We start from the raw sequence: 25,412 nt of genomic DNA, 5'->3' as shown, positions 1-25,412 counted from the left end.
TTTTAGCGTGCTGAAATTTTCTTTTGACTCGAATCAAACGAGAGGCGAATGCCGCGTTTTTGATACGCTTGTTCGACACGTTTTGAATTGATACTGAGCTCAAGATGAGCGAGTTTCAAGTGATCGAGTTCTGGCACCGTGACATCGAGACGGACGAGCTCCATGTTGCGCTCGGCCTTTTTACGTGTGCGTCTCAAGTTACGGGGCACTTCTTCTGACGTCAGTGCCGCGATCGTTTCATTGATTAATTGTCGTTTGTCGCCTTTGACGCTTAGCGCCGTATAGAGCTTATCAAGCGAACCAAAGCGTTTGATCAACTGGACCGATTGGCTTTCGTCCAATCCGGCCACAGGCGGGATCCCGTCTGAACGGTCTCCTGTCAATGCTTTGACTGCTGAGAGCTGTTTTGGCTTCAATCCTTCGTACAACGCCGCAATCTCCTCAGGACGAATCTCGAGATGTCGCTTGAGCGGGAGCGGGCGATTGTCTTTGATGTCGCAACGAGCCTGCATTTGTTGCAACTCTTGCGTTTGAAGCCAAACGGTGATGCGTGGGCTCACGAGCTGAAGCAAGTCCTTGTCTTTCGTCATGATGACGACAGGAGCGCTACAGCTAAACTTCCGAGCGATATGAGCGATCAAATCTTCTCCTTCATAGCCTTCGACTTGATATTGCGGAATCCCGCTATCTTCAAGCAATTGGCGCATGAGTTCCATTTGAGCTTTCAACTCGGGTGGTGTCTGGCGGCGACGGCGTTTATAGCCTGGATAAAGCTCGCGGCGCCATAATGTTTCACGTGAGACGTCCCACACGACGACAAAATGAGTCGGACGATGTCTACGTAGAATCGTCCGGATGAGGCCGGTCATACCGATGACGGCACTCCGATCGTTTTTAGATACCTCGCGTCCTTTTTTCGTTCGGCTCGCGGCGGCACCATAATAGGCACTGGCCAGCATGGAGTTTCCGTCAATTAAAAATAGTTTACGTTCCATGCGTAACCTTCTTTCTGTAGTTGTTGGACCGAACATTCATGAACTGTTCGGTGATGTTGTGTCAATGAGTGACACGCACTCAAATAAGCAACATATGTGCAGTATATCACGACAAGGTCTGAAAATATAGCGACAGTTCGGACCGTCTACGAAAAGCCCTCCCCGATTTTTCGGGGAGAGCGGTCTAATAGGTCAGTCGAGTTCAGGTTGAATCTCGTCTTTATGAGCCAAAATCAAATCGACGAAAACGATGCGGTGATTGTCGATTTCACGAACAATCAGCTCATGTTCGCCCGGTAAGACGAAGCGTTCTCCAGTACGTGCATTCGCTTTTTGTGATAAGACGAAGCCGCCGATCGTATCGACATCATCCTCGATTTCGATGCCGAACCGTTCTTCGATCTCTTGCGTCAAGACGAGACCGGACAGGCGATAATGCCCGGGTGTGACTTCTGTGATCTCAGCTTGCTCGTCACGGTCGAATTCATCACGAATCTCCCCAACGATTTCCTCGAGGATATCTTCAATCGTGAGAAGTCCCGCCGTACCCCCATACTCGTCGATGACGAGACACATCATCGTCCGCGCGTTCTGCATTTTCACCATCGCCTCTTGAAGCGGCGTGAACTCCGTCACGAGCGGGAGTTGATGGATGAACGATTCGAACGGGGCGTCGCTCTTGACGAGTTGAGCGGTGAATAGCTGCTTGGCGTTAATAAAGCCAAGCACATCATCGCGGTCACCATCACGGGTGACCGGATAGCGCGTATATTGGTGCTCTTGGACGGTAGCGATAATCGTCTCAATCGAGTCTTCTTCGTCGATGGTCACCATGTTCATCCGTGGGACCATCGCGTCTTTGGCGACACGTTCGTCGAAAGAGAAGATATTTTGAACGTAGGCGAGCTCATTCTCGTTAATTTCTCCACTGCGGAAACTCTCGGTCATGATGATTTTGAGTTCTTCTTCCGAGTGCGCCGTCTCCTGTGCCGTCGTCTGTACGCCGAACAAGCGAAGTGTCAGCCGGGCTGTGCCGTTTAGCACGTGGATGAACGGATACAATAATTTCGTGAAGAAGTAAAGCGGTCGGGCGACGAGCAGTGTCAAGCGCTCGGCTTCGTGCACGGCCAGTGTTTTCGGGACCAGTTCCCCGATGACGACGTGCAAGAAGGCAATCAGTAAGAAGGCAATCAAAAAGGATAGGACGGTAGCGAGCGATGTCGATACGTTCAAGCGGTCGACAAGCGGTTGAATCATCCCTTCGATTTGATCCGCACCGATCCAACCGAGACCGAGTGCGGCGAGCGTGATACCGAACTGTGAAGCCGATAGCGAGTCATCAAGGTTTTCAATCACCTTTTTGGCGACAGAGGCCCGTTTGTTTCCCTCGAGCACGAGTTGGTCAAGACGGGCGCCGCGCACTTTAACAATCGAGAATTCAGCCGCCACAAAAAAGGCGGTCATGAAAATGAGCAGGGCGACGATCAATAAGCTGAATAACATGGGACTGTCCAAAAATTCCCCCAAAAATCGGGGAGTCACCTCCATTAGAATAAGTTGTATGTCGTTCAGGAGAATCCCTGAAAACGAATAGTTTGTTTCAGTATAGTAGATTTGCCACAAATATTCAAAAAACAGCCTAAAAGGTTTCACGAAGAGGGGAATGAGGGAACTACAAATCGAGAAGAGACGAAGGAGGAATTGATATGGCTAACTATCCAGAACTGAAAGGCAAAGTCGCAGTCATCACCGGCAGTTCGAAAGGACTCGGTCGAGCGATTGCAGAGCGTTACGCAAAAGAAGGGGTCCATGTCGTCCTGAACTATCGCAGCAGTGAAGACGAGATGAAGAAAGTGATTCAAGGAATCGAAGAGGCTGGCGGCAAGGCAGTCGCGGTGAAAGGTGACGTCGCGGAAGAAGGACTCGCCGAGAAGATGATTGAAACGGCCGTGTCCGAGTTCGGGAAGATGGACATCTTCGTCAATAATGCAGGGGTGCAGGTCGAAGCAAAAACGCATGAGATGGAACTCGACAACTGGAAGAAAATCATCGACACGAACTTGACTGGAACGTTCCTTGGTGTGCGGGCCGCTCTCAAATATTTTGTGGAGCACAAAATCCAAGGGAACATCATCAACATGTCGTCGGTGCACGAAGTGATTCCGCGTCCTGGTTATACCCATTACGCAGCGAGTAAGGGTGGCGTCAAGATGTTCACGAAATCGGTCGCGCTCGAGTACGCACCGAACAAGATCCGTGTCAACGGCATCGCGCCGGGCGCGATCGACACACCGATCAACGAAGAGACAATGCAAGACCCGGAAGAGAAAAAAGGACTTGAGGCACTTATCCCGACGCATGAGATCGGGCGTCCTGAACAGATTGCGGCCGTGGCGGCCTGGCTTGCTTCTGACGAGTCGTCGTACGTCACAGGCGCGACGATTTTCGCGGATGGCGGTCTATCGCTGTACCCGGCTTTCGGACCTGAAAATAAAGTACAATGACGAAAGGGAGGACTCGCTTTACACGAGTCCTCCCTTGTTCGTTAGCTGCTCATCTGGTCTTCCATACTATACTTTGGCAAGATAATCGTGAACGTCGAGCCATGGCCGACGCTCGAATCGACTCGAATCGAGCCGCCGTGTCCTTCAGCAATCTCTTTACAGATGGCGAGGCCGAGGCCCGTGCCACCGATTTTACGGCTGGCCGAATTGTCGACGCGATAAAACTTGTCGAACAGTTTCGGCAATGCCGCCATCGGAATCCCGATGCCTGTGTCTTGAATGGAAATCTCGATGACGTCTGATTTATCATTTGTAACGCAGACGGCCACTTTCCCGCCATCCGGCGAGTACTTGATCGCATTGTGGAGCAAGTTCGTGAACAGCTGACTGAGCCGATCGCGGTCACCATATACATAGAGATTTGTGTCACATTCGAGGGCGAGCTGATGATGTTCGCTCGCGCCTTGGTGGACGGCAATCGTCTCTTTCAAGATGTCATGCAGGCTCTCCGGTTGGCTATGGTACGTCTGTTTGCCGGACTCCATCCGTTGCACGTCCAATAAGTTTGAAATCAAGTCCTCGAGACGTAGCGTCTCTTGGTGAATCATCCCTAAATATTGATCGGTGCGCTCCGCGGCCATCGTCCGATAGCGAAGCAGCTCGGTGAAGCCGATGATGCTCGTGAGCGGTGTGCGCAGTTCGTGCGACACGGTCGAGACGAGCTCTGTCTTCAATCGATCGACCTCGGTCTCTTGCGTCACATCCCGGAAGACGAGCATCGTGCCATGACGGGTACCGCGCAAGTGGATTTTCTCCGCATACATTTGGATGAATCGTTCTTCTTGATTCATCGAGAATGTCACGCTTTCCTCCATGCTCTCACCGTCAAACGCACGGCGCATGAACGAGAAGAACGAGTCTTTTTGATCGACTTGGAGGCCGAGTTCTTCTAAATCAACATCCAAGCGATACAGGTCCATCTCGTTCCGTTTCGTGACGGCTTGATTGAACATGATAAAGAGGGCCTGGTTAGCGAATTTTTCATGCGTCGTATGCTCCACATAAATGACCGCATCACGAATCGAGTGAAGGAGCCGCGCCGTCTTCTCACGTTCTTCCTCGACTTGATTGCGTTGAGTCGCGAGCGAAGAGGCCATTTGACGGAAGGAGTTCGTCAATTGTCCAACCTCGTTTCGTGACGACACAGCCGCCGGGATCGGGATGATCCGTTCGTCCGCCAAACGTTCACTGTTGATGATCAACTCATGAAGTTGACCGGTCAGTCGTTGGACGTAAGGACGGGCGGCGATGAAGAGGACGAGCAAGACCGCTAAGAGAGAGAGGAGCCATAACACTTGGGCCCACTTCGTATGTGTGGCCAGTTGTTCCCGTAGCAGATTCTCTTCTTCATTCAATGAGTTGCGATACTCCGTGAATACGGTCTCCATGTCGACGATGCTCGCGCTCATGTCAGCGGCACTTTTCGAATTGATCTTGAATTTGCGATCGGCAGGTGGTTCCGCTTGCGGATTTACTTTACCGAGCGTCGGCATTTTCAAGAACGGTTCAGTGATCGTTCCTTCGCGTTTGGCGACAACGTAACGCTCAAGGCTAGGCATGACGCGTTGCTGATAAGCAGAGAAGAGCGTCCGAGCATCACTTGCATATGTCTTTTCTTTTTCAGTGACCGCGTTCGTCTCGAACCAAGCGGTCTGGGTTTCGATCAATTCTTGTTTGTCTTTGACGCGAGTGAGCATCGCCTCGTCGCCGAGGATGACATAGCCACGCATTTCATATTGCATCGACTGCCACGTCTCGAATAGCTCGGTCGCATTTGTGCGCCGTTCGCTAATGTTTTCGAGCGATGACGTCGTCTGTTCGATTCGGTTTTCCGTATACATGTACACGGCGAGTGAGGTAAGGAGGATCAGTCCGATGAATAAATAGAAGACGAATAAAAACTGTCTTCCGATCCGCTGGTCAATCCATGCTTTCATAAAGACCGGTCCTTCCTGGAACTGCGTACGTTCCTACTGTGACAAATATCCTGCGAGTGTTGTTCCTTCATTGTACAGATTTGAACCAGTTGTTTCCACCAATCAAGAAATAAGCGGAAATTTAACTATTATCTATTGAATAATAGTGAATGATAAGCTATTGTTTAATGTATAATAGAGGAGGCGAATAAATGAACCCTCAGTTCAAGAAAGGCGTACTCAATTTATGTGTGCTCGCGCTCGTCGAGACGCATGACCGCTACGGGTATGAGCTCGTGCAAGCCATTTCGGCAAAAGTCGCCATCTCAGAAGGAGCCGTCTACCCGCTTTTAAGGCGGCTTACGTCAGACGGGTACTTCACGACGTATTTAAAAGAATCGGCAGAAGGACCACCGCGAAAGTACTACGCCATCACGGAGCAGGGGAAAGCTCATTTGGCGGAACTACGCGCAGAATGGGAGACGTTCACGACCGGCGTCAACGAATTGATCGAAGGGGGAACGGACAAATGACAGAAGAACAGTATTTATTGGAACTCGAACGGTTACTGATGGGAATGAGCGTCATCGATCGGGTTGATGTTTTACGGGATGTGTCGGAGTACTTTGCGAGCGGACGACTCGACGGGAAAAGTGATGCGGCAATGGTCGAAGAGCTCGGGACACCAAGCGCACTCGCGAGCGAGTTGCTCGGCACGGTCGAGCCACTCACTGCAGAGCGAAAGGAACTGGCTATTGTGAAAAGTCCGAACGTGGCGTTCCGAAACGTCTCGATCAACGTCCTGCAAGCACACGTCAAAGTCGTCCCATCTGATGACGGCTTTGCCTACGCGACGCTCGAGACGGAACGGGATCACGGGGTGACGATGGATATCGTTGGGGACACGCTCGAAATCCGAATTGAGTCAGAACGTCGTTTCGGTCTGTCGAACCTATTTTCCTGGATCGTCACGAAAGCACCGGTGTTACACGTCGAGCTGCCGCGCCATGCGTATGAAAAAGTCATGATCAAAAACCGTCTCGGCTCGTGCAATATGAGCAATGTTGACGCCACGTCGGTCGACGTCGAGAGTGAGAATGGGAGCATCACGGCCCACACAGTTCGCGCCGATCGTGCCTCATTCCGTTCCTCGAACGGAAAAGTCAGTTTGACGTCGATAACAGGACAGATCCTTGACGCGCAATCATCGAACGGTAGTGTGGAAGTGGGCGCCTCGAACGTCGACCGCCTCGAAATTCAATCGTCGAACGGTCGCCTCGATATTAACGACGTGACAGGAGCGATTGAGGGGAAAACCTCGAATGGCCGCATCGACTGTGTGATTGATGTGATTGAGCATCCAATCCGTCTGAAGACGAACAATGGCCGCATCGATATGCGTCTGAAGCAAGATCCGCGTGACGCCGTCATTCGGGCTAAGACGAGAAACGGCAAAGTCGAGCTGTTCGGAGATCGGGCGAACGAGCGGACGTTCGGGGACGGAGCGGTTGAAGTCAAACTGACGAGCTCAAACGGGAGTATCACGGTCGAATAAACTGAACACAAAAAGACTCGCTACGTGAATGGCTTCATCACGCGGCGAGTCTTTTTCCTTATAAGTCATGGACGAGCAAGTAGGCGACACGGACAGGTCCGTGGACGCCGACAATCAAATTCATCTCGATATCGGCTGAGTTCGATGGGCCGGAGATGAAGTTGACACCGTTTGGCGAGGCGAGGTCACCGGTGCGGTCAAGTTCGGCTAATTTTTTGGCTGCCTGTGTCATCCGCGGCACGAGCACCGATTTCGGGATGATGGCAATATGGTCGCGCGGCAACAAGCTGATTGTGCGTGACTTCCCTGGAGCCGCGTACTGGACGATCGTCGCACTCTCGGCGAGGGCCTGGTCGGCAATCGTGATACCGATATCGGCCTTCACGGCGAGGGCACGGCTGTCTTCTGGCCGCTCCGCATCCCACCAGTCGAACGATTCGCTCGTTTGGGGCGCCCATGCCTGGATTCGGTCGTCACGTTCCGCGATGATGCTCTGCCCATCATACCGTTCAATCAAGAGACGGAGTGTATCATCGAGGTTAGCCGACTCGCATTCGACGACGTCAGTATGGATGCGTGTCGCGACCATCCGGAACGTCTCGAGCAGTTCCTCGTCAGAGGCGTCTTTCAGCACCTCGTCTTGCGGGCGGTGCTTATACACGCGTTTCGGCGGCGTCAAGTCGACGTCACGTCCGAGCTGTCCGGCGATTCGTTTTAGAAAGTCTTCGCGATTGGTGATCGTTCCTGGATTCATTCTACATTCCCCCGTTTCTTGAACCAATCCCGTACCGTCTGCTTGGCGGGTTGCGGCAAGTCTTTCGAATCCGTCCAGGCCGGCAAGCCTTTCTCGATTTGTCCCGCTTTCGTGAATGGGGACGATGCGAACGGCGCGATGTGTTCGGCCGCTTCGAACAAGAACGGGCTCGACGACGTGACCGCAAAGCCTTTCATGGCGATGCGCTCGACGAACGGTGACTGTTTTTTCTCTTCGACGATGACACGGCGATGTTCGATCAATAGCTCGTGGAGCGGAATCTTGACCGGGCAGGCTTCCGTACAGGCACCGCATAGACTCGAGGCATACGGCAACTCTTTATAATTCTCGTAGCCGTCGAGGAGCGGGGCGAGCACGGCGCCGATCGGACCCGGATAAATCGAGCCGTAGGCATGACCACCGATGTGGCGGTACACGGGACAGACGTTGATACAGGCCGCACAACGGATGCATTGAAGGACAGATTGGAACTGTGTGCCGAGGATGCCGGAACGTTTGTTGTCGACGATGACGAGATGGAACTCCTCAGGTCCATCGACTTCGCCGTGATCGCGCGTGCCAGCGAACGTCGTGATGTACGAGGTGAGTCGTTGACCGACGGCGCTCCGGCACAACATATTGACGAGTACTTCGAACTCCTCGTACGACGGGACGATCCGTTCCATCCCCATGACGGAAATGACAGTGTCCGGAAGCGACGTCACCATGCGGCCGTTCCCTTCGTTCGTGACGAGTCCGACGGCACCGCTCTCGGCGATGGCGAAGTTACAGCCGGTGATGCCGACCTCCGCTTTCAAAAAGTCTTTTCGTAACTCACGGCGTGCATAGCGCCCGAGCTCGGTCGGGTCGTTCGTCCCTTCGTAGCCGTGGGCCGTGAACGTCTCATGGACGGCGTTCCGGTCTTTATGGAGGGCCGGGGCGACGATATGCGACGGCGGATCATTATCGAGTTGAAGGATCCATTCCCCGAGGTCGGACTCGACGACCGTGCAACCTTCCTCATGGAGCGCCTCGTTCAGCCCGATTTCTTCTGTCACCATCGACTTCGATTTGACGACATGTTTGGCGTTTTTGGCGCGTACAACTTCCCGGATATAACGGTTTGCTTCTTCCGGCGTCTCGGCGAAGAAGACGTTGCCGCCTCGTTTCGAGATGTTCTCGCTCAATTGATATAAGTAATAGTCGAGATGTTCGAGTACGTGTTGGCGAATCTCTTCCGAATGGTCCCGGAACGCTTCCCAATCCCCGAGTTCACCTGCCGCGTTTAAACGACCGTCACGCAGACGGTTTTGCGCCGAACTGACGGCCTGACGCATGAACGGATTGTCGATTCCGTCTTTACGTCGATCCTGAAACTTCTCATCTAACCGAATCCCCATACTCATGCTTGTTTCACCCCTTCGTTCAACACTTCCGCGATATGCATCACTTTGATCGGATGACCTTGTTTATGCAAACGTCCCCCGATGTTCATCAGACATGAAGCGTCAGCCCCAATCAACACTTCGGCTCCCGAGTTCAAGATCGACTCGACTTTCTCATCGACCATCTGCACCGAGACGTCTGGCATCTTGACGGAGAACGTCCCCCCGAAGCCACAACAGTTGTGGACATTGTCGAGCGGGAGCATCGTCAATCCGTCGACATTTTTAAGGAGTTGGCCCGGTGCCGCCTCGATTCCGAGGAGGCGCGTCATATGACAAGACGCATGATACGTTGCCTTGGCTGGGAACTTGGCCCCGACGTCCGTCACTTCGAGCACGTCAACGATGAACTGCGTCAACTCGAACGTCTTCGCCGCATGAGCCTCGGCCCGCGCCTTCCAAACGGGATCATCTTTAAATAAATGTGGATAGTCGCGCATCATCATGACACAAGATCCAGACGGACCGACGATATACTCAGCATCCGCCTTCTCGAACGTCTCAATCATATGTTTCGCAATCTTTTTCGTCTCTTCATGGTAGCCGCTATTGTAAGCGGGCTGCCCGCAACACGTTTGTTCAAATGGGAAACTGACGTCACAACCTAGATGTTCTAATAGTTCGACCGTCGCTTGTCCTACCGATGGGAACAACGTATCGGAGAGACAAGTGACGAACAGCGCCACGTTAGGCATGTCCATTCCTTCTTTCCTGTTCTTAGTCAAAATCGAAAACGGTTTCACAGTTATTATTCCATAACAAACGAGTTCAAAACAGAAAAATGGAACGATTCTCACAAAAAAATGTCAAATCTTGTCTAATTGAGAACTAAATGATAATGAATCAATATTCAGAAGATGACTGCTATAAAACAGCATTACCCTGCCCGATAACAGAAAAACCCTCATCGGTCGACGAGGGCTCGAATCTAACTTATAAGAAAAACATTTCCAGGATGAATAGCGCGCCGAACAAGTAGATGAGCGGGTGGACTGTTTCTTTGTTCATCGCTTTAAAAATCGGATACAGGATGAAACCGAAGGCGATCCCGCGTTCGATACTGCCTGAGAGCGGCATGATGAGAATCGTCATGAACGCCGGGAAGTATTCGCTGAAGTCTGTCCAGTCGATGTAACGGACGTTCGTCAACATGAGCGCACCGACGATGATGAGGGCCGGTGCCGTGATGGCGGCAACACCAGAGATGGCACCGATGAGCGGGCTGAAGAACAATGTCAGTCCGAACATGGCGGCCACGACCGCTGTCGTAAGACCGGTCCGTCCGCCTTGGGCGACACCGGCGGCCGACTCGATATAAGCCGTCGACGGGCTCGTCCCGACGAGCGAGCCGCCCATCGTCGCGAGCGAATCGGCGAACAAGGCGCGGTGCCCGTTTTCGATCGTCCCATCTTCTTTCAACAGGTTGGCCTGTTTTCCGACACCGACGAGTGTTCCGGTCGTATCGAACAACGTGACGAGGAAGAACGACAAGACGGCACCGAACAAACCGTACTGGATGACGTCCGAGAACGCCGTGAGCGGATTGACCATAAGTCCTTCCGGCAATGTCGGCATCGCCGTCACGCCTTCAATCTTCAAGAGACCCATGAAGGTGGCCGCGATGCCTGTGAGCACCATCCCGATGAGGAGTGAGCCCGGCACGTTCCGTGAGAACAAGAGGGCCGAGACGATCAAACCGCCGAGGACGAGCAGGACGCTTGGCGACGACAAGTCCCCGAGGCGAACGAGGTTTGCTTCATCGGCGACGATGAGTCCTGACAACTTCAATCCGAGCGAGGCGATGAACAAACCAATACCGGTCGTGATGGCGTGCTTGAGCGAGGCCGGGATGGCTTGAATCAGTTTCGTCCGAATCGGTGACAGCGACAAAATCAAGAAGAAGACCGATGAGACGAAGACGACGCCGAGCGCGGCGGACGGCGTGATCTGTTGCTGGGCGACGAGCGTATACGCGAAGAATGCGTTCAGTCCCATCCCTGGGGCGACGGCAATCGGAAGGTTGGCGTAGAACGCCATGAGCCCGGTACCGATCAAGATGGCGATGATGGTCGCCGTGAATGCCTGGGCGAACGGGATGCCGGCATCTGACAGAATTGCCGGGTTGACGACAGAGATATAAGCCATCGTCACGAACGTTGTGATGCCTGCCATCACTTCTTGTTTAACGTTCGTACCATGTTGTTTCAATTGAAATAAGTTCATGAGTAGGACTCCCTATAATTAGTAATTTCCGAACAATAATGTCCGACAATCGTTGAACTAACGTTATCAACTTGATGACTATACAAAATGAGCTGGCTGTCGTCAATGATTTTGAGCGAAAAAACTTTAAATATCCTCATGTAAGCGTTGAATGTTCGGAAATAGATGAAATAAAAATAGTACTTGCTCTGAAACGCGTTTCAGACTGTACGGTTAAGTCAAAGGAGGGAAAGCTCATGAATCCGATAACGTGGAAAACATGGTGTAGTGGGATCGTCTACGAACTCGTCATCAATCAGTTGTATACGCCGCTCGGAAGAATGTTGTGCGCCCGTTTTCAAGACGAGTTTCTTCATCTACCCGTCGAAGAACGGTTCCGCCTCGTCCAAGCCATCCGAAAGCAAGTGATTGCGAAAGGTGACAGTCAGGAGTCAGACTGGGTACACTATATGCAAAGACTGACAGATTGAGGTGAAGCGGAATGGCGAACATCCGAGATATCGCGAAATACGCGGACGTATCCGTGACGACGGTGTCGCGCGTGCTCAACGAGCATCCGTATGTGTCGAAAGAGAAGCGGGAGCGGGTGCGACGGGCGATGGCCGAGCTTGGCTATTTACGGAATCAGCAGGCGCTGACGTTATCGACCGGTCGCACGCAACGTTTCGTCGTCGTGTTGCCGTATTTGGATCATCCGTATTATGGACTGTTCGTCAACGGGCTCGCGAAAGCTGCCCTCCAAAGAGATTATCGACTCGTCATGTGGCAGACAGAGTATCAACTCGACCAAGAACGGCAAGCGCTTGATCTATTGAAGCACCGTGAAGTCGATGGGGCGATCCTGTTATCCCATACGATGTCATTCGATGAGATGGAAACGTATCGAAAATTTGGTCCGATCGCGGTCGCGACCGTCGGGGCGCCGCAGACGATTTCTTCGGTCCACGTCGATCATTACACCGCGTTCGTCGCCGGTTTGCGCGTGTTGGCGCAAGCGGGATATGCCGAAATCGGCATCGTGTTGTCAAGACAAGACAGTACAAGCTCGATCGCGCGTCAGCAGGCGTACTTCGATGAAGTCGAACTTGCGCGTGAGCGATGGGTTTGGACCGGTTACTTGACGAGCGAGGACGGGATCGGACTGGCCGATGCGTTTCTGCGTCAACAAGAGCGTCCTCGAGCGCTCTTTTTCTCGTCAGATTATGTGGCGCTCGGTTTTTTAGGGGAATTACGCCGTCGCGGTGTCAGCATCCCCGATGAAGTCGCTATCCTCGGCTTCGATGGTCATCCGATTGGTCAGGCATTCGGTCTGTCGACGATGCACTCGCCAAATGAAGACATCGGCCGGACGCTGTTCGACGTGACGTTTGATGAAATGAACGGTGCAGCTTCGGTCACAAACAGTTTAACGGTCACGTATTTGCCGGGGACGACACTCTAGGCAACTTCCTCGCTCGTCTTTTCTGAAACGATTAGAATGGAGACAGAAGTCGAGAGGAGGATGACAGATGAAGATTAACGTGACAGAAGAAGCACTCCAATTTTTTAAAGATGAGATGGAGGTCGAGGCAGGCCAGACGGTGCGTTTATTCGCTAAATATGGGGGTTCGACCGATTTGACGCACGGTTTCTCAGTGGGGGTCATCATAGAAGATATCGACAACGCGGCGGTCGAAACGGAAGCGGACGGGATTCGCTTCGTCGTGGCTGAACAGGATGAATGGTTGTTCCAAGGACAAGACGTCAACGTCGAGATTCGTGGCGACGAGGTCGTCTTCGTTCAAGCGTGACATCACAGTTTGTTAACAGAAAGAATACATCCGTTTGAAGCCATCCAGCTCGGGGAACAGTCTACGACATGACAAAACCGAAAGGATGAGACAGATGTCAGAACAAGATAAAAAGCGTGAACAAGAAGAACAAGAGAAGTTGAAACGAGACCAACCGGATATCTCGCACGAAGAAGATTCAAAAGGGGATCATTCGGACCTCGAAAAGACGGACGAAGACGAACAAGCGTAAAGAGCCCCTGGTGGCTCTTTTTGTTTGGGAATTGAAAGAATGAGTATAGACGGTATAATGGATAAGGGAAAACTATCATAGTGAGGAGAATGTATGATGAGTACAGTACTAGTCTTCGGACATAAAAATCCAGATACGGATACGATTTGTTCGGCGCTCGCTTACGCGGAGCTCAAGAAAAAGTTAGGGATGGACGCCGAGGCGATCCGCCTTGGTGAAGTGAACGGGGAGACGCAATATGCGCTCGACCACTTCCGCGTCAAAGCACCACGCCTCGTGGAACGCGTCTCGGACGAAGTGAACTCGGTCATCTTGGTCGACCATAACGAGTTCCAACAAAGCGCGGAAGACATCGCGGACGTACGCATCCTCGAAGTCGTCGATCACCACCGTATCGCCAACTTCCAAACAGCGGATGCCCTCTACTATCGGGCGGAGCCGGTCGGATGCACGGCGACGATTTTGCTCAAACTCTATAAAGAGCACGGTGTCGAAATCGCGCCTGACATGGCAGGATTGATGCTATCGGCGATCATCTCGGACTCGCTCTTGTTCAAGTCACCGACATGCACGGACGAGGACATCAAAGCGGCAAAAGAACTCGCAGCGATCTCAGGTACAGACATCGAGACATACGGTCTTGAGATGTTGAAAGCCGGAGCGGACCTTAGCCAAAAGACGATCCCAGAACTCATCTCGCTCGACGCGAAAGAGTTTGCGATGGGCGACTACCGCATCGAGATTGCTCAAGTGAACACGGTCGACGCGAACGATGTATTGAGCCGTAAAGCTGAAGTCGAAGCGGCAATGGCCGTGAAGATGTTAGACAAAGAACTCGATTTGTTTGTCTTCGCCATCACGAACATCTTGACGAACGATTCAGAGGCACTCGTTGTGGGTAAGAAGACTGATCTATTCGAACAGGCGTTCAACGTCAAATTGGTGGAGGGTCTCGCGACACTTCCTGGCGTCGTCTCACGTAAAAAACAAATTGTGCCTGTGCTCACAGCAGCGGCGACGAACTAAGAAACGAGAAAGGCTCGAAGCAGATCAATCTGCTCCGAGCCTTTTTTGCGGTTAAGATGCTTGTTTTTGTCGTCCATACGTTCCGATGCGCCATAATTTCTCGAACGGACCGTATCGATGCGATTTCAGCCACCACATTGAGAAGAACGCTTGGGCAATCAAAATCGCGATACTTAAGAACAATCCTTCCGTCAACGACAGGCGACCGTAGTAGCCGAGGGCGATGACCGGCAGGACGACGACGAGCGTGTGCGTCAAATAGTTCGTCAGCGCCATACGGCCAAGCGCCTGTAGCGGACGGAATGCGCGTCCGTTACGGACGGCGATCGTGAACAGACAGACGTACGCCGTCGCGAGCAGTTTGCCAGAGACGAGGACGGCCGCAGAATTCGTCGCGGTATAGGCTGCACCGCCACCGTAGTGATGCCAAACAATGACTGCGAAGAACGGAAGGGCGACTAACGCACAGATGATGGCCGTGCGCGTCAATCCGCGGATGCTCCACGTGAGGAGTTTCCGTTCGCGTCCAATATACAGGCCGAACAAGAACAGGCTTAGAATTTCAACTCCGACAAAAAAGGAGTTTTGGAACATGTCAAAAATCTCTTCGTCTAAACGATAGTCGAACCATGGACCGAATCCGGAATTAAAGACGGCCGGAAAGGGGTCACCAACAAACCTAAATCCGAGCCATACCTCTAAGTACATGGATGAGACATAGAACAGTAAAAAGCTCCCGATCAACAAACTCCACGCCCATGTCAAAATCGCGCGATTGCTCAGCCCATAAAACAGAGGGAGCAACAAGCCCCACATCGCATACGTATGTAAGATGTCACCCGACCAGATGGCCAGGTGAACGAGTCCGAATAGGAACAAGATGGCGATGCGCCGGATGTAGCGGCCGACCGAGTCCCCACGCGCATACGAGCGCTCAAGGAAAATCGAGAAGCCGATCCCGAACAAGAGCGAGAAGATCGTATAAAACTTTGTCTGGACGAACAAATCGAACAGCGTCCGGACGAGTAAATCGCTCCCCGTATAGTCGGCGCCACCGGAAATCCAGTCGCTCCCGAGCATCGTGGGGATATTGACGAGGAAGATGCCACACAGGGCAAACCCTCGAATGATGTCATACAGAACGATGCGTTCGTTTACTTGAATCGGGCCAGCCATACGCCACTTCCTCTACACGGATTAGAATACTTTCGTCGTCCACGATTCACAGTTCCAGACGTCGGTGACGATGTCTTGATAGAACTCCGGTTCGTGGCTGATGAGTAGGATACTGCCTTTATATTCCTTCAACGCGCGCTTCAACTCTTCCTTCGCATCGACGTCCAAGTGGTTCGTCGGCTCATCGAGGAGGAGCAAGTTCGATTCGTTGTTTTGGAGCTTACAGAGACGGACCTTCGCCTTCTCTCCACCACTGAGGACCGCGATTTTACTCTCGATATGCTTCGTCATGAGACCGCATTTCGCGAGCATGGCGCGGACTTGTTGCTGGTTGAGGGACGGGAATTCGCTCCAAATCTCTTCGATACACGTGTTGTTGCTGACGGCCGCTTCTTGTTCGAAGTACCCGATCTCCAAGAACTCACCGCGTTCGACGGTTCCTTCAAGCGGGTTGATCATGCCAAGAAGACTCTTCAACAGCGTCGTTTTCCCGATCCCGTTCGCACCGACGAGGGCGATCTTCTGACCGCGCTCCATTTGGAGGTCGAGCGGGCGTGAGAGCGGCTCGTCATAACCGATGACGAGATTTTTGGCGTCAAAGATGAGACGACCTGACGTGCGTGCCTGCAAGAACCGGAATTCTGGTTTTGGACGTTCCGCACTCAATTCGATGACGTCCATTTTATCGAGTTTCTTCTGGCGTGACATCGCCATGTTCCGCGTCGAGACGCGTGCCTTGTTGCGGGCGACGAAGTCTTTCAAGTCGGCGATTTCAGCCTGCTGGCGTTTATAAGCCGATTCAAGCTGCGAGCGTTTCATCTCGTACACTTCCATGAACTTGTCGTAGTCCCCGACATAGCGTGACAAGTCTTGGTTCTCCATATGGTAGACCAAGTTGATGACGCTGTTTAAGAACGGAATATCGTGCGAAATCAAGATGAAGGCGTTGTCGTAGTTCTGGAGATAACGCTTCAACCACTCGATGTGGGCCTCGTCCAAATAGTTGGTCGGCTCATCGAGGAGGAGGATGTCCGGCTTCTCGAGAAGCAATTTCGCGAGCAATACTTTCGTCCGCTGACCACCTGAGAGGTCCGTGACGTCACGGTCGAGTCCGACATCTAAAATACCGAGACCGCGTGCGACTTCTTCGACTTTCGCGTCGATGATATAGAAGTCGTTCGAATCGAGCATTTCCTGCAGTTCGCCGACTTCGGCGAGCATGTCGTCCATCTGTTCAGGTGTCGCATCGCCCATTTCCATATAGAGCTCACCGATTCGTGTTTCGGTGTCAATCAAGTATTGGAACGCGCTTTTTAACACGTCCCGAATCGTCATCCCACGTTCGAGGACAGCGTGCTGGTCAAGGTAACCGACACGGACGTTTTTCGCCCATTCGATTTTGCCTTCGTCCGGCTGGAGCTTACGCGTGATGATGTTCATGAACGTAGATTTTCCTTCACCGTTCGCTCCGATGAGGCCGATGTGTTCGCCTTTCAATAGACGGAAAGACACGTCATTTAAAATGGCGCGGTCACCGAAACCGTGGCTCAAGTTTTGTACTGTTAATATACTCATATTTCTTATTCGTTCCCTTCAAAGTTGACTATCCGATATTGTAGCATGGATTCAAAAAAATTAGTACGCCAGTCCGACCGATTGGCGGATGAAGAGTTGGTCTTCAACGGCGTTCAGCATGAACTGGGCGACATCGGCCCGTGAAATCTGTTTCCCGTTGTCTGGAATGCTGTCGATGGACGTGCGATACGCTGACGTCCGAGGACCGTCCGTCAATTGCATCGGCCGCACAATCGTGTAATCGAACGACGAGTTGCGCCATAAATCGACCGCGGCCCGGTGATCACGGAGCGGTTTCCGAAGCATGAACGTGACGACCGTGCCGGCGATACCTGGAATCTCTTTGTCGATTCCGGCCGAGGCGAGATAGACGACTCGACTGATGGCGTTTGCTTTCAGTGCCGGGACGAGCGCATCGGTGACGCGGGCCAAGAAGTCGGGATCGCTCAAGTCAGTCCCGAGACAGCTGATGACGGCGTCATGACCAGCGAGGGCGTCTGTCAAAGCGGCGCTGTCTGTGACGTCGCCTTCGATGATTTCAAGTTGCGGTGTCGGAATCAATTTTTTTTGTTCCCGCACGAAGGCGGTCACATGGTGGCCGTGCTCGATGGCCTGGTCGACAAACTGATGACCGGTCCGGCCTGTGGCCCCTAATACGAATAGCTTCATAATGGACGTAGCTCCTCTCGTTTTTCCAGTATCTTTAGTATACAGCAGTTTCAGAAAAATCGAACTTTTAGCCGTCTTTTCCAAAACGGGTTGCAATTTATAAAATATCGTCTAGAATAAGTCCTATCTTATATAAATAAAAGATTCGCACTCGTATATCCGTGAGAATATGGCTCACAAGTCTCTACCGAACCACCGTAAATGGTTCGACTACGGGTGACGCTTGTCGTGTGCATTCGTTTTGTTTCCATGCGGTTCGTCGTCCCCGGGTTGGGGTGACGAATCGCATTTTTTTATTGGAGGGAAAACAATGAAGCAGTTAGAAGACAAAATCAGAGATGAAGGACAAGCGTTGTCCGAACACGTATTGAAAGTCGATGCCTTCTTGAACCATCAAGTCGATCCTGTCTTAATGCAAGCCATCGGACGCGAGTTCGCAGACCGGTTCCGTGACGCGGGAATTGACCGCATCGTCACATTGGAATCGAGTGGAATCGCTCCGGCCATGATGACGGCGCTTGAGATGAACATCCCGTTCGTTTTCGCCCGTAAACGTAAATCACTCACGCTCCAAGACGATCTCGTTGAAGCGGACGTCTATTCGTTCACGAAACAAGAGACGAACCGCATCAGTTTGAGCCGACGCTTCGTCCAACCTGGGGAGCGCGTGCTCGTCATCGACGATTTCCTCGCTAACGGGGAAGCGGCACTCGGTTTGACGCAACTCGTCGAATCGGCCGGTGCGGTCGTCGCCGGTGTCGGGATCGTCATCGAGAAATCATTCCAGCCGGGACGGGACAAGTTGCTCGAGCGAGGCTATCAGGTCGAGTCACTCGCTCGGATCGCCAAGCTTGAAGCAGGTGAGATTTCCTTCATGGAGGTAGTCCGATGAACACGTTCAAGACAGCCAGTCTCGGATTCCAACACTTACTTGCCATGTACACGGGCGCGGCGATCGTCCCGCTCATCGTCGGCGGTGCCATCGGTCTCGGACCGACTGAACTCGCTTACCTCGTCGCAATCGATTTGTTCATGTGCGGTGTAGCCACGCTGTTGCAAGTATGGACGACTCGTTTCACTGGTGTTGGTCTGCCAGTCGTACTTGGTTGTACGTTCACCGCGGTCGGTCCGATGATTGCCATCGGTAGTTCGAGCGGTATCACCGCCATCTATGGGGCACTCATCGCGAGCGGAATCATTGTCATCTTAATTTCAGGCTTTGTCGGGAAACTGGCTCGCTTCTTCCCGCCGGTCGTGCTCGGCTCGGTCGTGACGATTATCGGTCTCTCGCTCATCCCAGTCGCTGTCAATGATATCGGCGGTGGGATGCCAGGTGAGCCTGGCTTCGCTTCGATGCAAAACTTGGCGCTCGGTGGCTTGACCATCGGTTTGATTCTCGTCTTGAACCGAATCGGTACCGTGTTCACGCGCGCGGCCGCTGTCTTGTTTGCGGTCTTGATCGGTACAGGGATCGCCGCGTTCCTCGGTCTCGTCGATTTCAGTCCGGTCCGTGAGGCCGGTTGGTTCCAAATGGTACAACCGTTCTACTTCGGGATGCCGACGTTTGACGTCTCGGCCATCCTCGTCATGACGCTCGTGGCCATCATCTCGATGATTGAATCGACCGGTGTCTTCTTAGCATTGAGTGATATCACGAAAAAACCGATTGGCTCGAACGAGTTGACGAAAGGGTATCGGGCCGAGGGTGTGGCAACGATTCTCGGAGGGATTTTCAACAGCTTCCCGTACACGACGTTCAGTCAAAACGTCGGTCTCGTCCAATTGTCAGGCGTCAAATCACGTCGCGTCATCTTCTGGACGAGCGGTCTGTTGATTTTGCTCGGCTTCTTGCCGAAAGTCGCGACGTTCACGACATTGATCCCGAAACCGGTGCTCGGTGGGGCGATGCTCGTCATGTTCGGTACGGTCGCCGCTTCAGGGATTCGAATCTTGAGCCAAGTCGATTTTGCGAAAAATGAGAACTTGATTACAATCGCCTTGTCGATCGGGGTCGGTCTCGGTATCACGGCCAACCCGGCCATCGTCGCGAACATGCCTGAGGCGGTTCAGTTGTTCACGGACAGCGCCATCGTCGCAGGATCGTTCACCGCCTTGTTGTTGAACGGGTTCTTCCGACTCGTCGACCGGTTCCGTCCGGTCGAGGTCGTTGCCGAGAACCGGCAAGTCAGCTAGACTGAAAGGAACTACGTAACTAGGGGGAACAAGCATGGGGAAAACTGCACTTGTCGTTGGCGCCACCGGTTTGATTGGACGCGAACTCGTCGAACAGTTGCTCGAACAAGAACGGTATGATCAAGTCTGGATAATCGTCCGCCGCTCGAAACGATGGAGTCATCCGAAACTGCATGAAGTCGTCGGGTTCGAAGGAATGGACGAGGCGTTGCCGCACATTGATGATGTCTACTGCGCACTTGGGACGACGATTGCCGTCGCCGGTTCACGTCAGGCGTTCAAACATGTCGATCTCGACTTGCCGCTTGAAGTGGCACGTGTCGCGAAACGACACGGGGCGACACGTTACGCCGTCGTCTCGGCGCAAGGCGCGTCACTTCGGTCACCTTTCTTCTACAACCGGGTGAAAGGGGAGCTCGAGAACGGGCTCAAAGTGTTTGGCTTCGAACACTTGATTATCGCCCGTCCGTCGCTCTTGCTCGGAGATCGCGAGGAGTTCCGTCTCGGCGAGAAAGCAGCCGAGGTCGTCAGCCGTCCGCTCCAACCACTATTGCTCGATAAATTACCAGATGCTGCACCGATTCAAGCGCTCCATGTGGCGCGCGCGTTGATTATGGCCGCGGAAGAAGGACAAGGCATCGAAGTATTGACGTCTGGCATGATGCAGAGGATGAGCCAATGAACCCATTAACGAAGAAACGGACCAAAGCCGTCTTGATTGACGGTGTCATTGCCGGATTGCTAAGTTTTGGTGTCGAGCAGCTCGTCCGCAAGAAAGTGAAGAGCGAGTTCGTCCACGTCGTCATCACGCCGACACTCATCGCCTACGCGCTCGAGGCATGTCAGATGCGCCGTGGCGGACAGACGCTCGGCTATAAGCTGATGGGTCTCGAGTTGAAAAATGACGATGGGACACCGGTGACGGCCGAGCAAGCGTTCAAACGGGCGCTTCACCGCGACACAATCTCGATTGTCGCCTACGTCAAAGACCGCGCGCACTTCGAGGCCGAAGACGGTGCCGTCTTGCCGCACGACGCAGCGTTCCATATGCACGTAACCGAAAAAAACTGACCTCTCGAGGTCAGTTTTTTTTAGTCTTTGATGCGGCTGAGAATGGCCGTCGTCAAGGCGACGATCGTTCCGAGGACGAGTCCGTTCGAGAACACGGTCGCCAAGAGCGGCGGCAAATCGTTCATTGCCCCAGGTGGGAGCAACATCGCCCCGGCCCCAATCACGAGCGGGAGACCGACAGTGAGTGAGGCCGTCTTTTGGTTCAATTCGAACGCCGCCTCGTTGATTCCGATGATGATCATCGTCGCGATGAGTGGGGTGACGATGGCGTATCCGACAGCGGCTGGGATACTTGCGATCAGCGAGACGAACGGACCGACGAGGGCGAGCACCATCATCAAAGCATGGGCGATGAGGTGTGGCATGCGATGCACACTTTCAGTCGAAGACAGGAAGCCGGCTGTCCCAGAGATGGCGACCGGTCCCGGTGTCCCAAACATGCCCGCCACCATTTGGCTGATGCCGCTGACAACGCCTGACGCGGGGACGTTCCCTTCGATTTGACGCTTCTCGCGCGAGCTGACGATGCGCTCAATCAATTTGATATTGGCAAGGACGTTCGTCATGAGCAGGAGCGTGATGACGAACGCAGTCGGGAGCAAATTCCAATCCCATACCCACATACCAAACGGGAATAGTTCAGGGACGAGGAAAAATGACTCAGAACGGACAATCGGGTTCCCGAGACCGAGCATGTTGAATAGCCAAAACCCTACGATGAGCGTCATGACGAGGCCGTACTGCTTGAACCGGCTCCGCTCGAGCGTGAGCGCGAATAAGACGAGGCCGACCGTCGCCACGGCTTGGATTGTGTTGATGCCGTCCTCGGTCACACCGAAGCCGCCTTTGATGACGGCACCGGACAATTGCAACACGAGCAAAATCATATAGACCCCGAGGACTTGCGGGGTAAACAACGACAGCATCCGTCGCAACAGGCCGGTGACAGTCATGACCACACCGAGCACACCACTTAAGAACAACATGAAACCGAGCGCTTGGAGGGTCTCTTGTCCGCTCCCATAAAGTGCTGGACCGATGGAGGCATAGAGTGTGAACACGCCCCACCAAATCCCGGCTGGTCCTTCTAAGATTGGCAGGCGGTGGCCGAGCAGCGTCTGGATAATGCTGAAGAGTGCGAAGACGAACAGTGAACGTGAGATGAACGTCATCGTCTCGCCTGGCGACAGTTCAAATAAGGCGGCGATTGAGAGCGGTGGTACAATGTTTGTAGCTAAAATAAAAATAAACCACTGAATCGTCGTGGTTATAGAACTTTTGGTCATGGTGTCCCCCTGGTATTTCCCTTTTTTAATACTAGTGTACCGTGACGGGGAAGTTGATGCAAATGGAGGTATATAATGAAGAAAAAACTGAAGTGGATTGGCCTCGGCCTATTAGGAGTCATCTTGGTCGCCATCATCGGCTTCCTCGTGTGGACGCAACTGACGTACGGACCGACGGAAGAGGCGCTCGGTTACGCGGCTGAGGCGACGGAAGTGGACAATCGTCTCGAGTTCGGGCAGACAGACAGCGAGGTTGGGTTCATCCTGTATCCTGGAGCGAAAGTCGAGAAAGAGGCGTACGCTTACTAGGGTACCAGACTGGCAGAGGAAGGTGGCTTCGTCGCCATCCCATCGTTGTGCTTGAATCTCGGGATAGCAGATATTGATGCTACGGAGACGATTATCGCCGCCCATCCAGACATCGAACGTTGGGTCGTCGGCGGTCATTCACTCGGCGGTTCGGCGGCGTCCGGTTATGCGCTCGAACACGAGGAGCAAGTCGAGGGGGTCATCTTCCTCGCCTCGTATCCGATTAGTACAATGGCGGATAGCAATCTGCGTGTCTTGTCGGTTTCCGGTGAACGTGACGGTCTGGCCACACCGGCTGATATCGAGGCGAGCCGTGACAACGTCCCGGATGACGCCGTCTTCCATCAAATCAAAGACGGCAATCACGCCAACTTCGGGATGTATGGCCCGCAGGACGGAGATAACGATAGCCCGCTCAGCGCCAAAGAGCAACTCGACGAGACGATTGACCAAATTATCGAGTGGCTCTAAAAAACAGCGTGCCCACATCATGGGGCACGCTGTTTTAACGTTGGTCGAGCTGATGACTGACCGCGGTCAATAAGGCGGTCACGAGCGCGACGGCGCCGGCGACGAGGGCGAGCGTCATGACGGGTGCGTTCGCGTAGACAAGACCACCGAGCGCCGAGCCCATCCCGATGCCGACGTTGCTTGCGACCGGCATGAGCGATGAAGCCAGGCCTTTGGCGTCCGGATTGAACTTCTCAGCCAAGTCGATCAAGTAGATTTGCGTCGATGTCGTCAGTAGAATCGCCATGAATGACATGAGCGCGATATTGATCAGACCGAGCGTCACGCTCGACGTCGTCACATACAAGGCCGCCAACACGAGCGCTTGGATGAGGAAGACGAACCGGAGCCGTCCGATCGGATTATGGCTGGCGATTTTCCCGGCTGCCATATTGCTGAAGATGGAGATGAACCCGTAGGCAAACAGGATTGGGCTAATCCAGGCGACCGGGACGCCGAGTACACTTTTCAAAATCGGAACGAGATACGTATAGACGACGTACGTCGCGCCGAAGCCGAACGCCGGGATGAAGAATGCGATTAAAATCCGCGGGTTCGTCAAGAGCCGCAATTGATCGGCAATCGACGTTTTGACGCTCGTTAAATGGCTCGGCACGACACGGTAGACGGCGAGAAATGCGACGACGCCTAAAGCGGTCGTCAACAAGAATGTCGTTTCCCATCCGGCGCGTTGACCGATGAACGTACCGAGCGGGACGCCGAAAACGTTCGCCATCGTGAAACCGCCGAAGATGAATGAGACAGCGATGCCGCGCTTCCCGGTTGGCACCGATTCACTGGCGACGAGCATGGCGAGCGAGATGAGCACGCCGGTCACGACGGCGGTCATCATCCGGAGCACGAGCAATATCCCGTACGTCGGAGCGAGGCTGCTGAACAAGTTAAAGACGATGAACGCAGCGGTGAGTGTAAGCATCAGTTTTCGTTTCGGCAAATGGCTCGTCAGTGACATCGTCAGCGGGGTCCCGATGGCGAAGGTGATCGCGAACGCCGAGACGAGCGTTCCGGCCGTGGCAATCGAAATCGATAAGCCATCGGCGATATCGGGTAAAATCCCGACGATGACAAATTCACTCGTGCCGAGCACGAACGTGAGCAAGGCGAGCGATAAGATAAGCGTCCAGTCGGTCCGACTGAGCGATGGGGTAGTCGTCAAAATAAAATCACTTCTTTCGTTCAAGGTTGTTAGACTTCAGTCGTTTTCAACCATACAGGATTTCCACGCAAAGCAAAACCCTTTTCCCTTCCGTGAGGAAAAGAAAAGGGTGCCATTTACCGCCAAAATGCCGTTGCTTCAACACCGGCATGATCAGAGACGATCGGACCGTTCTCGCCGTCAAAGACGACGGCATGGCGTGAGACGTGGATCGGGGCGTTCGTCAGCATCAAGTCGATGCGAAGCGCCTGCTTGTTCTCGTCCCAGCCGGCAATCTTGCCTTGGACGGTCGCATCGCCTTCACGCTCGGTCGCCAAATGGAACAAATCTTGGAGACCGTGCTCAATCAAGTAGTCGTACCCTTCGCCACGGATGAAGGCGTCGTTATTGAAGTCACCGAGCAGCAAGGCGCGGTCGTCGTCCTCGACGCGGCGCAACAGTTCATCGAGCTGATTGCGCACCGGTTCATCGGCATCATGCCACCAACCGAGGTGACAGGAGTAAATCGCCGTCGGCGCGTCCATGCCGTCCACGACCGCCTTGACGATTTTCCGAGATTTGTAATCGTTCGGGTCGGTCGTCTGGGAGACGAAGAACGATTCGGTCGACACGAACGGAGTGCGCGATAAAATCGCGACGCCCTCCTCGTAGATGTCGTATCCATAATGGGCGAAGTCCCACGTCATGTAGTAATCGACGCCTTGCTCTTTCAAACGCTCGACGAGCACATAGGCGAAGTTGTTCTCTCGAATCAAGCCGTCGATGAGTGGGGCCTCTTTATGTTGATTCACTTCTTGGAGTGCGATGATGTCATATTCCTTGCTCGCAATCCGTTCAACGATCGAGTCGATTTTCTCTTGTTGACGGTCCTCTAACCAGGCGTGACAGTTCAGCGTTAAAATATTCACGATAGTCCTCCTTTAGAAAAAACAGGCCAACTCGTACG

Annotated in this window: 27 protein-coding genes and 1 riboswitch; of the genes, 14 read left to right on the top strand and 13 right to left on the bottom strand. The window is 53.2% G+C overall.

Features of this window, described 5'->3' with window-relative positions:
* Window positions 1-2 precede the first annotated feature (2 nt).
* A complete protein-coding gene (locus tag KNP74_RS08965) occupies window positions 3-995 on the bottom strand; it encodes a 5'-3' exonuclease (protein ID WP_214764074.1) in 993 nt (330 codons plus the stop codon).
* Window positions 996-1,187: 192 nt separating this feature from the next.
* A complete protein-coding gene (locus KNP74_RS08960) occupies window positions 1,188-2,498 on the bottom strand; it encodes a hemolysin family protein (protein ID WP_052090261.1) in 1,311 nt (436 codons plus the stop codon).
* A gap of 203 nt (window positions 2,499-2,701) precedes the next feature.
* Between KNP74_RS08960 and KNP74_RS08955 the strand changes: the two genes are divergently transcribed.
* Window positions 2,702-3,499 carry a glucose 1-dehydrogenase gene (locus KNP74_RS08955; RefSeq protein ID WP_034780694.1) on the top strand — a complete coding sequence of 266 codons (798 nt, stop codon included), beginning with the start codon at window positions 2,702-2,704 and terminating at the stop codon, window positions 3,497-3,499.
* 41 nt (window positions 3,500-3,540) lie between these two features.
* Here the strand turns inward: KNP74_RS08955 and KNP74_RS08950 are convergent, their stop codons facing one another.
* A complete protein-coding gene (locus tag KNP74_RS08950) occupies window positions 3,541-5,496 on the bottom strand; it encodes a HAMP domain-containing sensor histidine kinase (protein WP_138860098.1) in 1,956 nt (651 codons plus the stop codon).
* Window positions 5,497-5,687: 191 nt separating this feature from the next.
* Between KNP74_RS08950 and KNP74_RS08945 the strand changes: the two genes are divergently transcribed.
* Window positions 5,688-6,008 (top strand): PadR family transcriptional regulator, encoded by a 321-nt coding sequence (locus tag KNP74_RS08945; protein ID WP_034780699.1) that lies wholly within the window; start codon window positions 5,688-5,690, stop codon window positions 6,006-6,008.
* Window positions 6,005-7,030, top strand: coding sequence for a DUF4097 family beta strand repeat-containing protein (locus KNP74_RS08940; RefSeq protein WP_214764073.1), 1,026 nt, complete (start codon window positions 6,005-6,007; stop codon window positions 7,028-7,030). The genes KNP74_RS08945 and KNP74_RS08940 overlap by 4 nt, the downstream gene beginning before the upstream one ends.
* A gap of 58 nt (window positions 7,031-7,088) precedes the next feature.
* Here the strand turns inward: KNP74_RS08940 and KNP74_RS08935 are convergent, their stop codons facing one another.
* From KNP74_RS08935 to KNP74_RS08920, 4 genes are all read right to left on the bottom strand, one after another.
* Window positions 7,089-7,784, bottom strand: a complete 696-nt coding sequence (locus tag KNP74_RS08935; RefSeq protein ID WP_138860096.1) for a LutC/YkgG family protein — start codon at window positions 7,782-7,784, stop codon at window positions 7,089-7,091.
* Window positions 7,781-9,184, bottom strand: coding sequence for a LutB/LldF family L-lactate oxidation iron-sulfur protein (locus KNP74_RS08930; RefSeq protein WP_034780929.1), 1,404 nt, complete (start codon window positions 9,182-9,184; stop codon window positions 7,781-7,783). The genes KNP74_RS08935 and KNP74_RS08930 overlap by 4 nt, the downstream gene beginning before the upstream one ends.
* Before the next feature lie 2 nt (window positions 9,185-9,186).
* The gene (locus tag KNP74_RS08925; protein ID WP_214764171.1) at window positions 9,187-9,924 is read right to left on the bottom strand and encodes a (Fe-S)-binding protein; all 738 of its coding nucleotides are present in this window, start codon (window positions 9,922-9,924) and stop codon (window positions 9,187-9,189) included.
* A gap of 238 nt (window positions 9,925-10,162) precedes the next feature.
* The gene (locus KNP74_RS08920; RefSeq protein WP_214710179.1) at window positions 10,163-11,452 is read right to left on the bottom strand and encodes an NCS2 family permease; all 1,290 of its coding nucleotides are present in this window, start codon (window positions 11,450-11,452) and stop codon (window positions 10,163-10,165) included.
* Window positions 11,453-11,688: 236 nt separating this feature from the next.
* Between KNP74_RS08920 and KNP74_RS08915 the strand changes: the two genes are divergently transcribed.
* The 5 genes from KNP74_RS08915 (at window position 11,689) to KNP74_RS08895 (ending at window position 14,500) form a co-directional block, all read left to right on the top strand.
* Window positions 11,689-11,922, top strand: a complete 234-nt coding sequence (locus KNP74_RS08915) for a hypothetical protein (RefSeq protein WP_214764072.1) — start codon at window positions 11,689-11,691, stop codon at window positions 11,920-11,922.
* 11 nt (window positions 11,923-11,933) lie between these two features.
* Window positions 11,934-12,893, top strand: coding sequence for a LacI family DNA-binding transcriptional regulator (locus KNP74_RS08910; RefSeq protein ID WP_214764071.1), 960 nt, complete (start codon window positions 11,934-11,936; stop codon window positions 12,891-12,893).
* Between the two features lie 67 nt (window positions 12,894-12,960).
* Window positions 12,961-13,242, top strand: a complete 282-nt coding sequence (locus KNP74_RS08905; protein ID WP_214764070.1) for a HesB/YadR/YfhF family protein — start codon at window positions 12,961-12,963, stop codon at window positions 13,240-13,242.
* Between the two features lie 94 nt (window positions 13,243-13,336).
* Window positions 13,337-13,474 (top strand): hypothetical protein, encoded by a 138-nt coding sequence (locus KNP74_RS08900; protein ID WP_214715087.1) that lies wholly within the window; start codon window positions 13,337-13,339, stop codon window positions 13,472-13,474.
* 96 nt (window positions 13,475-13,570) lie between these two features.
* Window positions 13,571-14,500 carry a manganese-dependent inorganic pyrophosphatase gene (locus KNP74_RS08895; RefSeq protein WP_214764068.1) on the top strand — a complete coding sequence of 310 codons (930 nt, stop codon included), beginning with the start codon at window positions 13,571-13,573 and terminating at the stop codon, window positions 14,498-14,500.
* A gap of 51 nt (window positions 14,501-14,551) precedes the next feature.
* Here KNP74_RS08895 and KNP74_RS08890 read toward each other — a convergent pair whose 3' ends face one another.
* Genes KNP74_RS08890 through KNP74_RS08880 form a run of 3 tightly spaced genes read right to left on the bottom strand, consistent with a single transcriptional unit; the run spans window position 14,552 to window position 17,920 of the window.
* Window positions 14,552-15,676 (bottom strand): DUF418 domain-containing protein, encoded by a 1,125-nt coding sequence (locus tag KNP74_RS08890; RefSeq protein WP_138860089.1) that lies wholly within the window; start codon window positions 15,674-15,676, stop codon window positions 14,552-14,554.
* 21 nt (window positions 15,677-15,697) lie between these two features.
* Entirely contained in the window at window positions 15,698-17,251 is a 1,554-nt protein-coding gene (locus KNP74_RS08885; RefSeq protein ID WP_021068083.1) for an ABC-F family ATP-binding cassette domain-containing protein, read from the bottom strand.
* A 60-nt stretch (window positions 17,252-17,311) separates the two neighbouring features.
* The gene (locus KNP74_RS08880) at window positions 17,312-17,920 is read right to left on the bottom strand and encodes an NAD(P)-dependent oxidoreductase (protein ID WP_214764066.1); all 609 of its coding nucleotides are present in this window, start codon (window positions 17,918-17,920) and stop codon (window positions 17,312-17,314) included.
* A gap of 131 nt (window positions 17,921-18,051) precedes the next feature.
* A riboswitch (purine riboswitch) is annotated at window positions 18,052-18,153 on the top strand.
* Between the two features lie 77 nt (window positions 18,154-18,230).
* Here KNP74_RS08880 and KNP74_RS08875 point away from each other — a divergent pair.
* From KNP74_RS08875 to KNP74_RS08860, 4 genes are read left to right on the top strand one after another with little or no spacing between them, the layout of a single operon-like run.
* On the top strand, window positions 18,231-18,812 hold the full coding sequence (locus KNP74_RS08875; protein WP_034780728.1) for a xanthine phosphoribosyltransferase: 582 nt from the start codon (window positions 18,231-18,233) through the stop codon (window positions 18,810-18,812).
* Window positions 18,809-20,113: a nucleobase:cation symporter-2 family protein gene (locus KNP74_RS08870; RefSeq protein WP_214764065.1), complete on the top strand. Its 1,305-nt coding sequence runs from the start codon at window positions 18,809-18,811 to the stop codon at window positions 20,111-20,113. Before KNP74_RS08875 ends, KNP74_RS08870 begins: the two co-directional genes overlap by 4 nt.
* A 34-nt stretch (window positions 20,114-20,147) precedes the next feature.
* Window positions 20,148-20,795, top strand: coding sequence for an NAD(P)H-binding protein (locus tag KNP74_RS08865; protein WP_021068087.1), 648 nt, complete (start codon window positions 20,148-20,150; stop codon window positions 20,793-20,795).
* Window positions 20,792-21,184, top strand: a complete 393-nt coding sequence (locus tag KNP74_RS08860) for an RDD family protein (RefSeq protein WP_214764064.1) — start codon at window positions 20,792-20,794, stop codon at window positions 21,182-21,184. The genes KNP74_RS08865 and KNP74_RS08860 overlap by 4 nt, the downstream gene beginning before the upstream one ends.
* A 20-nt stretch (window positions 21,185-21,204) precedes the next feature.
* Here the strand turns inward: KNP74_RS08860 and KNP74_RS08855 are convergent, their stop codons facing one another.
* Entirely contained in the window at window positions 21,205-22,470 is a 1,266-nt protein-coding gene (locus KNP74_RS08855) for a purine/pyrimidine permease (protein ID WP_214764063.1), read from the bottom strand.
* Window positions 22,471-22,545: 75 nt separating this feature from the next.
* Here KNP74_RS08855 and KNP74_RS14945 point away from each other — a divergent pair, with 75 nt between their 5' ends.
* A complete protein-coding gene (locus KNP74_RS14945) occupies window positions 22,546-22,779 on the top strand; it encodes a hypothetical protein (RefSeq protein ID WP_251130134.1) in 234 nt (77 codons plus the stop codon).
* 9 nt (window positions 22,780-22,788) lie between these two features.
* Window positions 22,789-23,250 carry an alpha/beta hydrolase gene (locus KNP74_RS14940; RefSeq protein ID WP_256441356.1) on the top strand — a complete coding sequence of 154 codons (462 nt, stop codon included), beginning with the start codon at window positions 22,789-22,791 and terminating at the stop codon, window positions 23,248-23,250.
* A 34-nt stretch (window positions 23,251-23,284) separates the two neighbouring features.
* Here the strand turns inward: KNP74_RS14940 and KNP74_RS08845 are convergent, their stop codons facing one another.
* Together KNP74_RS08845 and KNP74_RS08840 are read right to left on the bottom strand one after the other, a co-directional pair.
* Entirely contained in the window at window positions 23,285-24,466 is a 1,182-nt protein-coding gene (locus KNP74_RS08845) for an MFS transporter (protein ID WP_251129617.1), read from the bottom strand.
* 116 nt (window positions 24,467-24,582) lie between these two features.
* Window positions 24,583-25,374: an endonuclease/exonuclease/phosphatase family protein gene (locus KNP74_RS08840; RefSeq protein ID WP_214764062.1), complete on the bottom strand. Its 792-nt coding sequence runs from the start codon at window positions 25,372-25,374 to the stop codon at window positions 24,583-24,585.
* Window positions 25,375-25,412: the final 38 nt, after the last annotated feature.

It is taken from the genome of Exiguobacterium sp. s141, assembly GCF_018618085.1.
GTDB classification, from domain to species: domain Bacteria; phylum Bacillota; class Bacilli; order Exiguobacteriales; family Exiguobacteriaceae; genus Exiguobacterium; species Exiguobacterium mexicanum_A.
This window is presented reverse-complemented; position numbering and strand designations above follow the sequence as displayed.

Coding starts and splice junctions, on each gene's coding strand:
- KNP74_RS08965 (WP_214764074.1), bottom strand. CDS start 995: ATGGAACGTAAACTATTTTTAATTGACGGAAACTCCATGCTGGCCAGT.
- KNP74_RS08960 (WP_052090261.1), bottom strand. CDS start 2,498: ATGTTATTCAGCTTATTGATCGTCGCCCTGCTCATTTTCATGACCGCC.
- KNP74_RS08955 (WP_034780694.1), top strand. CDS start 2,702: ATGGCTAACTATCCAGAACTGAAAGGCAAAGTCGCAGTCATCACCGGC.
- KNP74_RS08950 (WP_138860098.1), bottom strand. CDS start 5,496: ATGAAAGCATGGATTGACCAGCGGATCGGAAGACAGTTTTTATTCGTC.
- KNP74_RS08945 (WP_034780699.1), top strand. CDS start 5,688: ATGAACCCTCAGTTCAAGAAAGGCGTACTCAATTTATGTGTGCTCGCG.
- KNP74_RS08940 (WP_214764073.1), top strand. CDS start 6,005: ATGACAGAAGAACAGTATTTATTGGAACTCGAACGGTTACTGATGGGA.
- KNP74_RS08935 (WP_138860096.1), bottom strand. CDS start 7,784: ATGAATCCAGGAACGATCACCAATCGCGAAGACTTTCTAAAACGAATC.
- KNP74_RS08930 (WP_034780929.1), bottom strand. CDS start 9,184: ATGGGGATTCGGTTAGATGAGAAGTTTCAGGATCGACGTAAAGACGGA.
- KNP74_RS08925 (WP_214764171.1), bottom strand. CDS start 9,924: ATGCCTAACGTGGCGCTGTTCGTCACTTGTCTCTCCGATACGTTGTTC.
- KNP74_RS08920 (WP_214710179.1), bottom strand. CDS start 11,452: ATGAACTTATTTCAATTGAAACAACATGGTACGAACGTTAAACAAGAA.
- KNP74_RS08915 (WP_214764072.1), top strand. CDS start 11,689: ATGAATCCGATAACGTGGAAAACATGGTGTAGTGGGATCGTCTACGAA.
- KNP74_RS08910 (WP_214764071.1), top strand. CDS start 11,934: ATGGCGAACATCCGAGATATCGCGAAATACGCGGACGTATCCGTGACG.
- KNP74_RS08905 (WP_214764070.1), top strand. CDS start 12,961: ATGAAGATTAACGTGACAGAAGAAGCACTCCAATTTTTTAAAGATGAG.
- KNP74_RS08900 (WP_214715087.1), top strand. CDS start 13,337: ATGTCAGAACAAGATAAAAAGCGTGAACAAGAAGAACAAGAGAAGTTG.
- KNP74_RS08895 (WP_214764068.1), top strand. CDS start 13,571: ATGAGTACAGTACTAGTCTTCGGACATAAAAATCCAGATACGGATACG.
- KNP74_RS08890 (WP_138860089.1), bottom strand. CDS start 15,676: ATGGCTGGCCCGATTCAAGTAAACGAACGCATCGTTCTGTATGACATC.
- KNP74_RS08885 (WP_021068083.1), bottom strand. CDS start 17,251: ATGAGTATATTAACAGTACAAAACTTGAGCCACGGTTTCGGTGACCGC.
- KNP74_RS08880 (WP_214764066.1), bottom strand. CDS start 17,920: ATGAAGCTATTCGTATTAGGGGCCACAGGCCGGACCGGTCATCAGTTT.
- KNP74_RS08875 (WP_034780728.1), top strand. CDS start 18,231: ATGAAGCAGTTAGAAGACAAAATCAGAGATGAAGGACAAGCGTTGTCC.
- KNP74_RS08870 (WP_214764065.1), top strand. CDS start 18,809: ATGAACACGTTCAAGACAGCCAGTCTCGGATTCCAACACTTACTTGCC.
- KNP74_RS08865 (WP_021068087.1), top strand. CDS start 20,148: ATGGGGAAAACTGCACTTGTCGTTGGCGCCACCGGTTTGATTGGACGC.
- KNP74_RS08860 (WP_214764064.1), top strand. CDS start 20,792: ATGAACCCATTAACGAAGAAACGGACCAAAGCCGTCTTGATTGACGGT.
- KNP74_RS08855 (WP_214764063.1), bottom strand. CDS start 22,470: ATGACCAAAAGTTCTATAACCACGACGATTCAGTGGTTTATTTTTATT.
- KNP74_RS14945 (WP_251130134.1), top strand. CDS start 22,546: ATGAAGAAAAAACTGAAGTGGATTGGCCTCGGCCTATTAGGAGTCATC.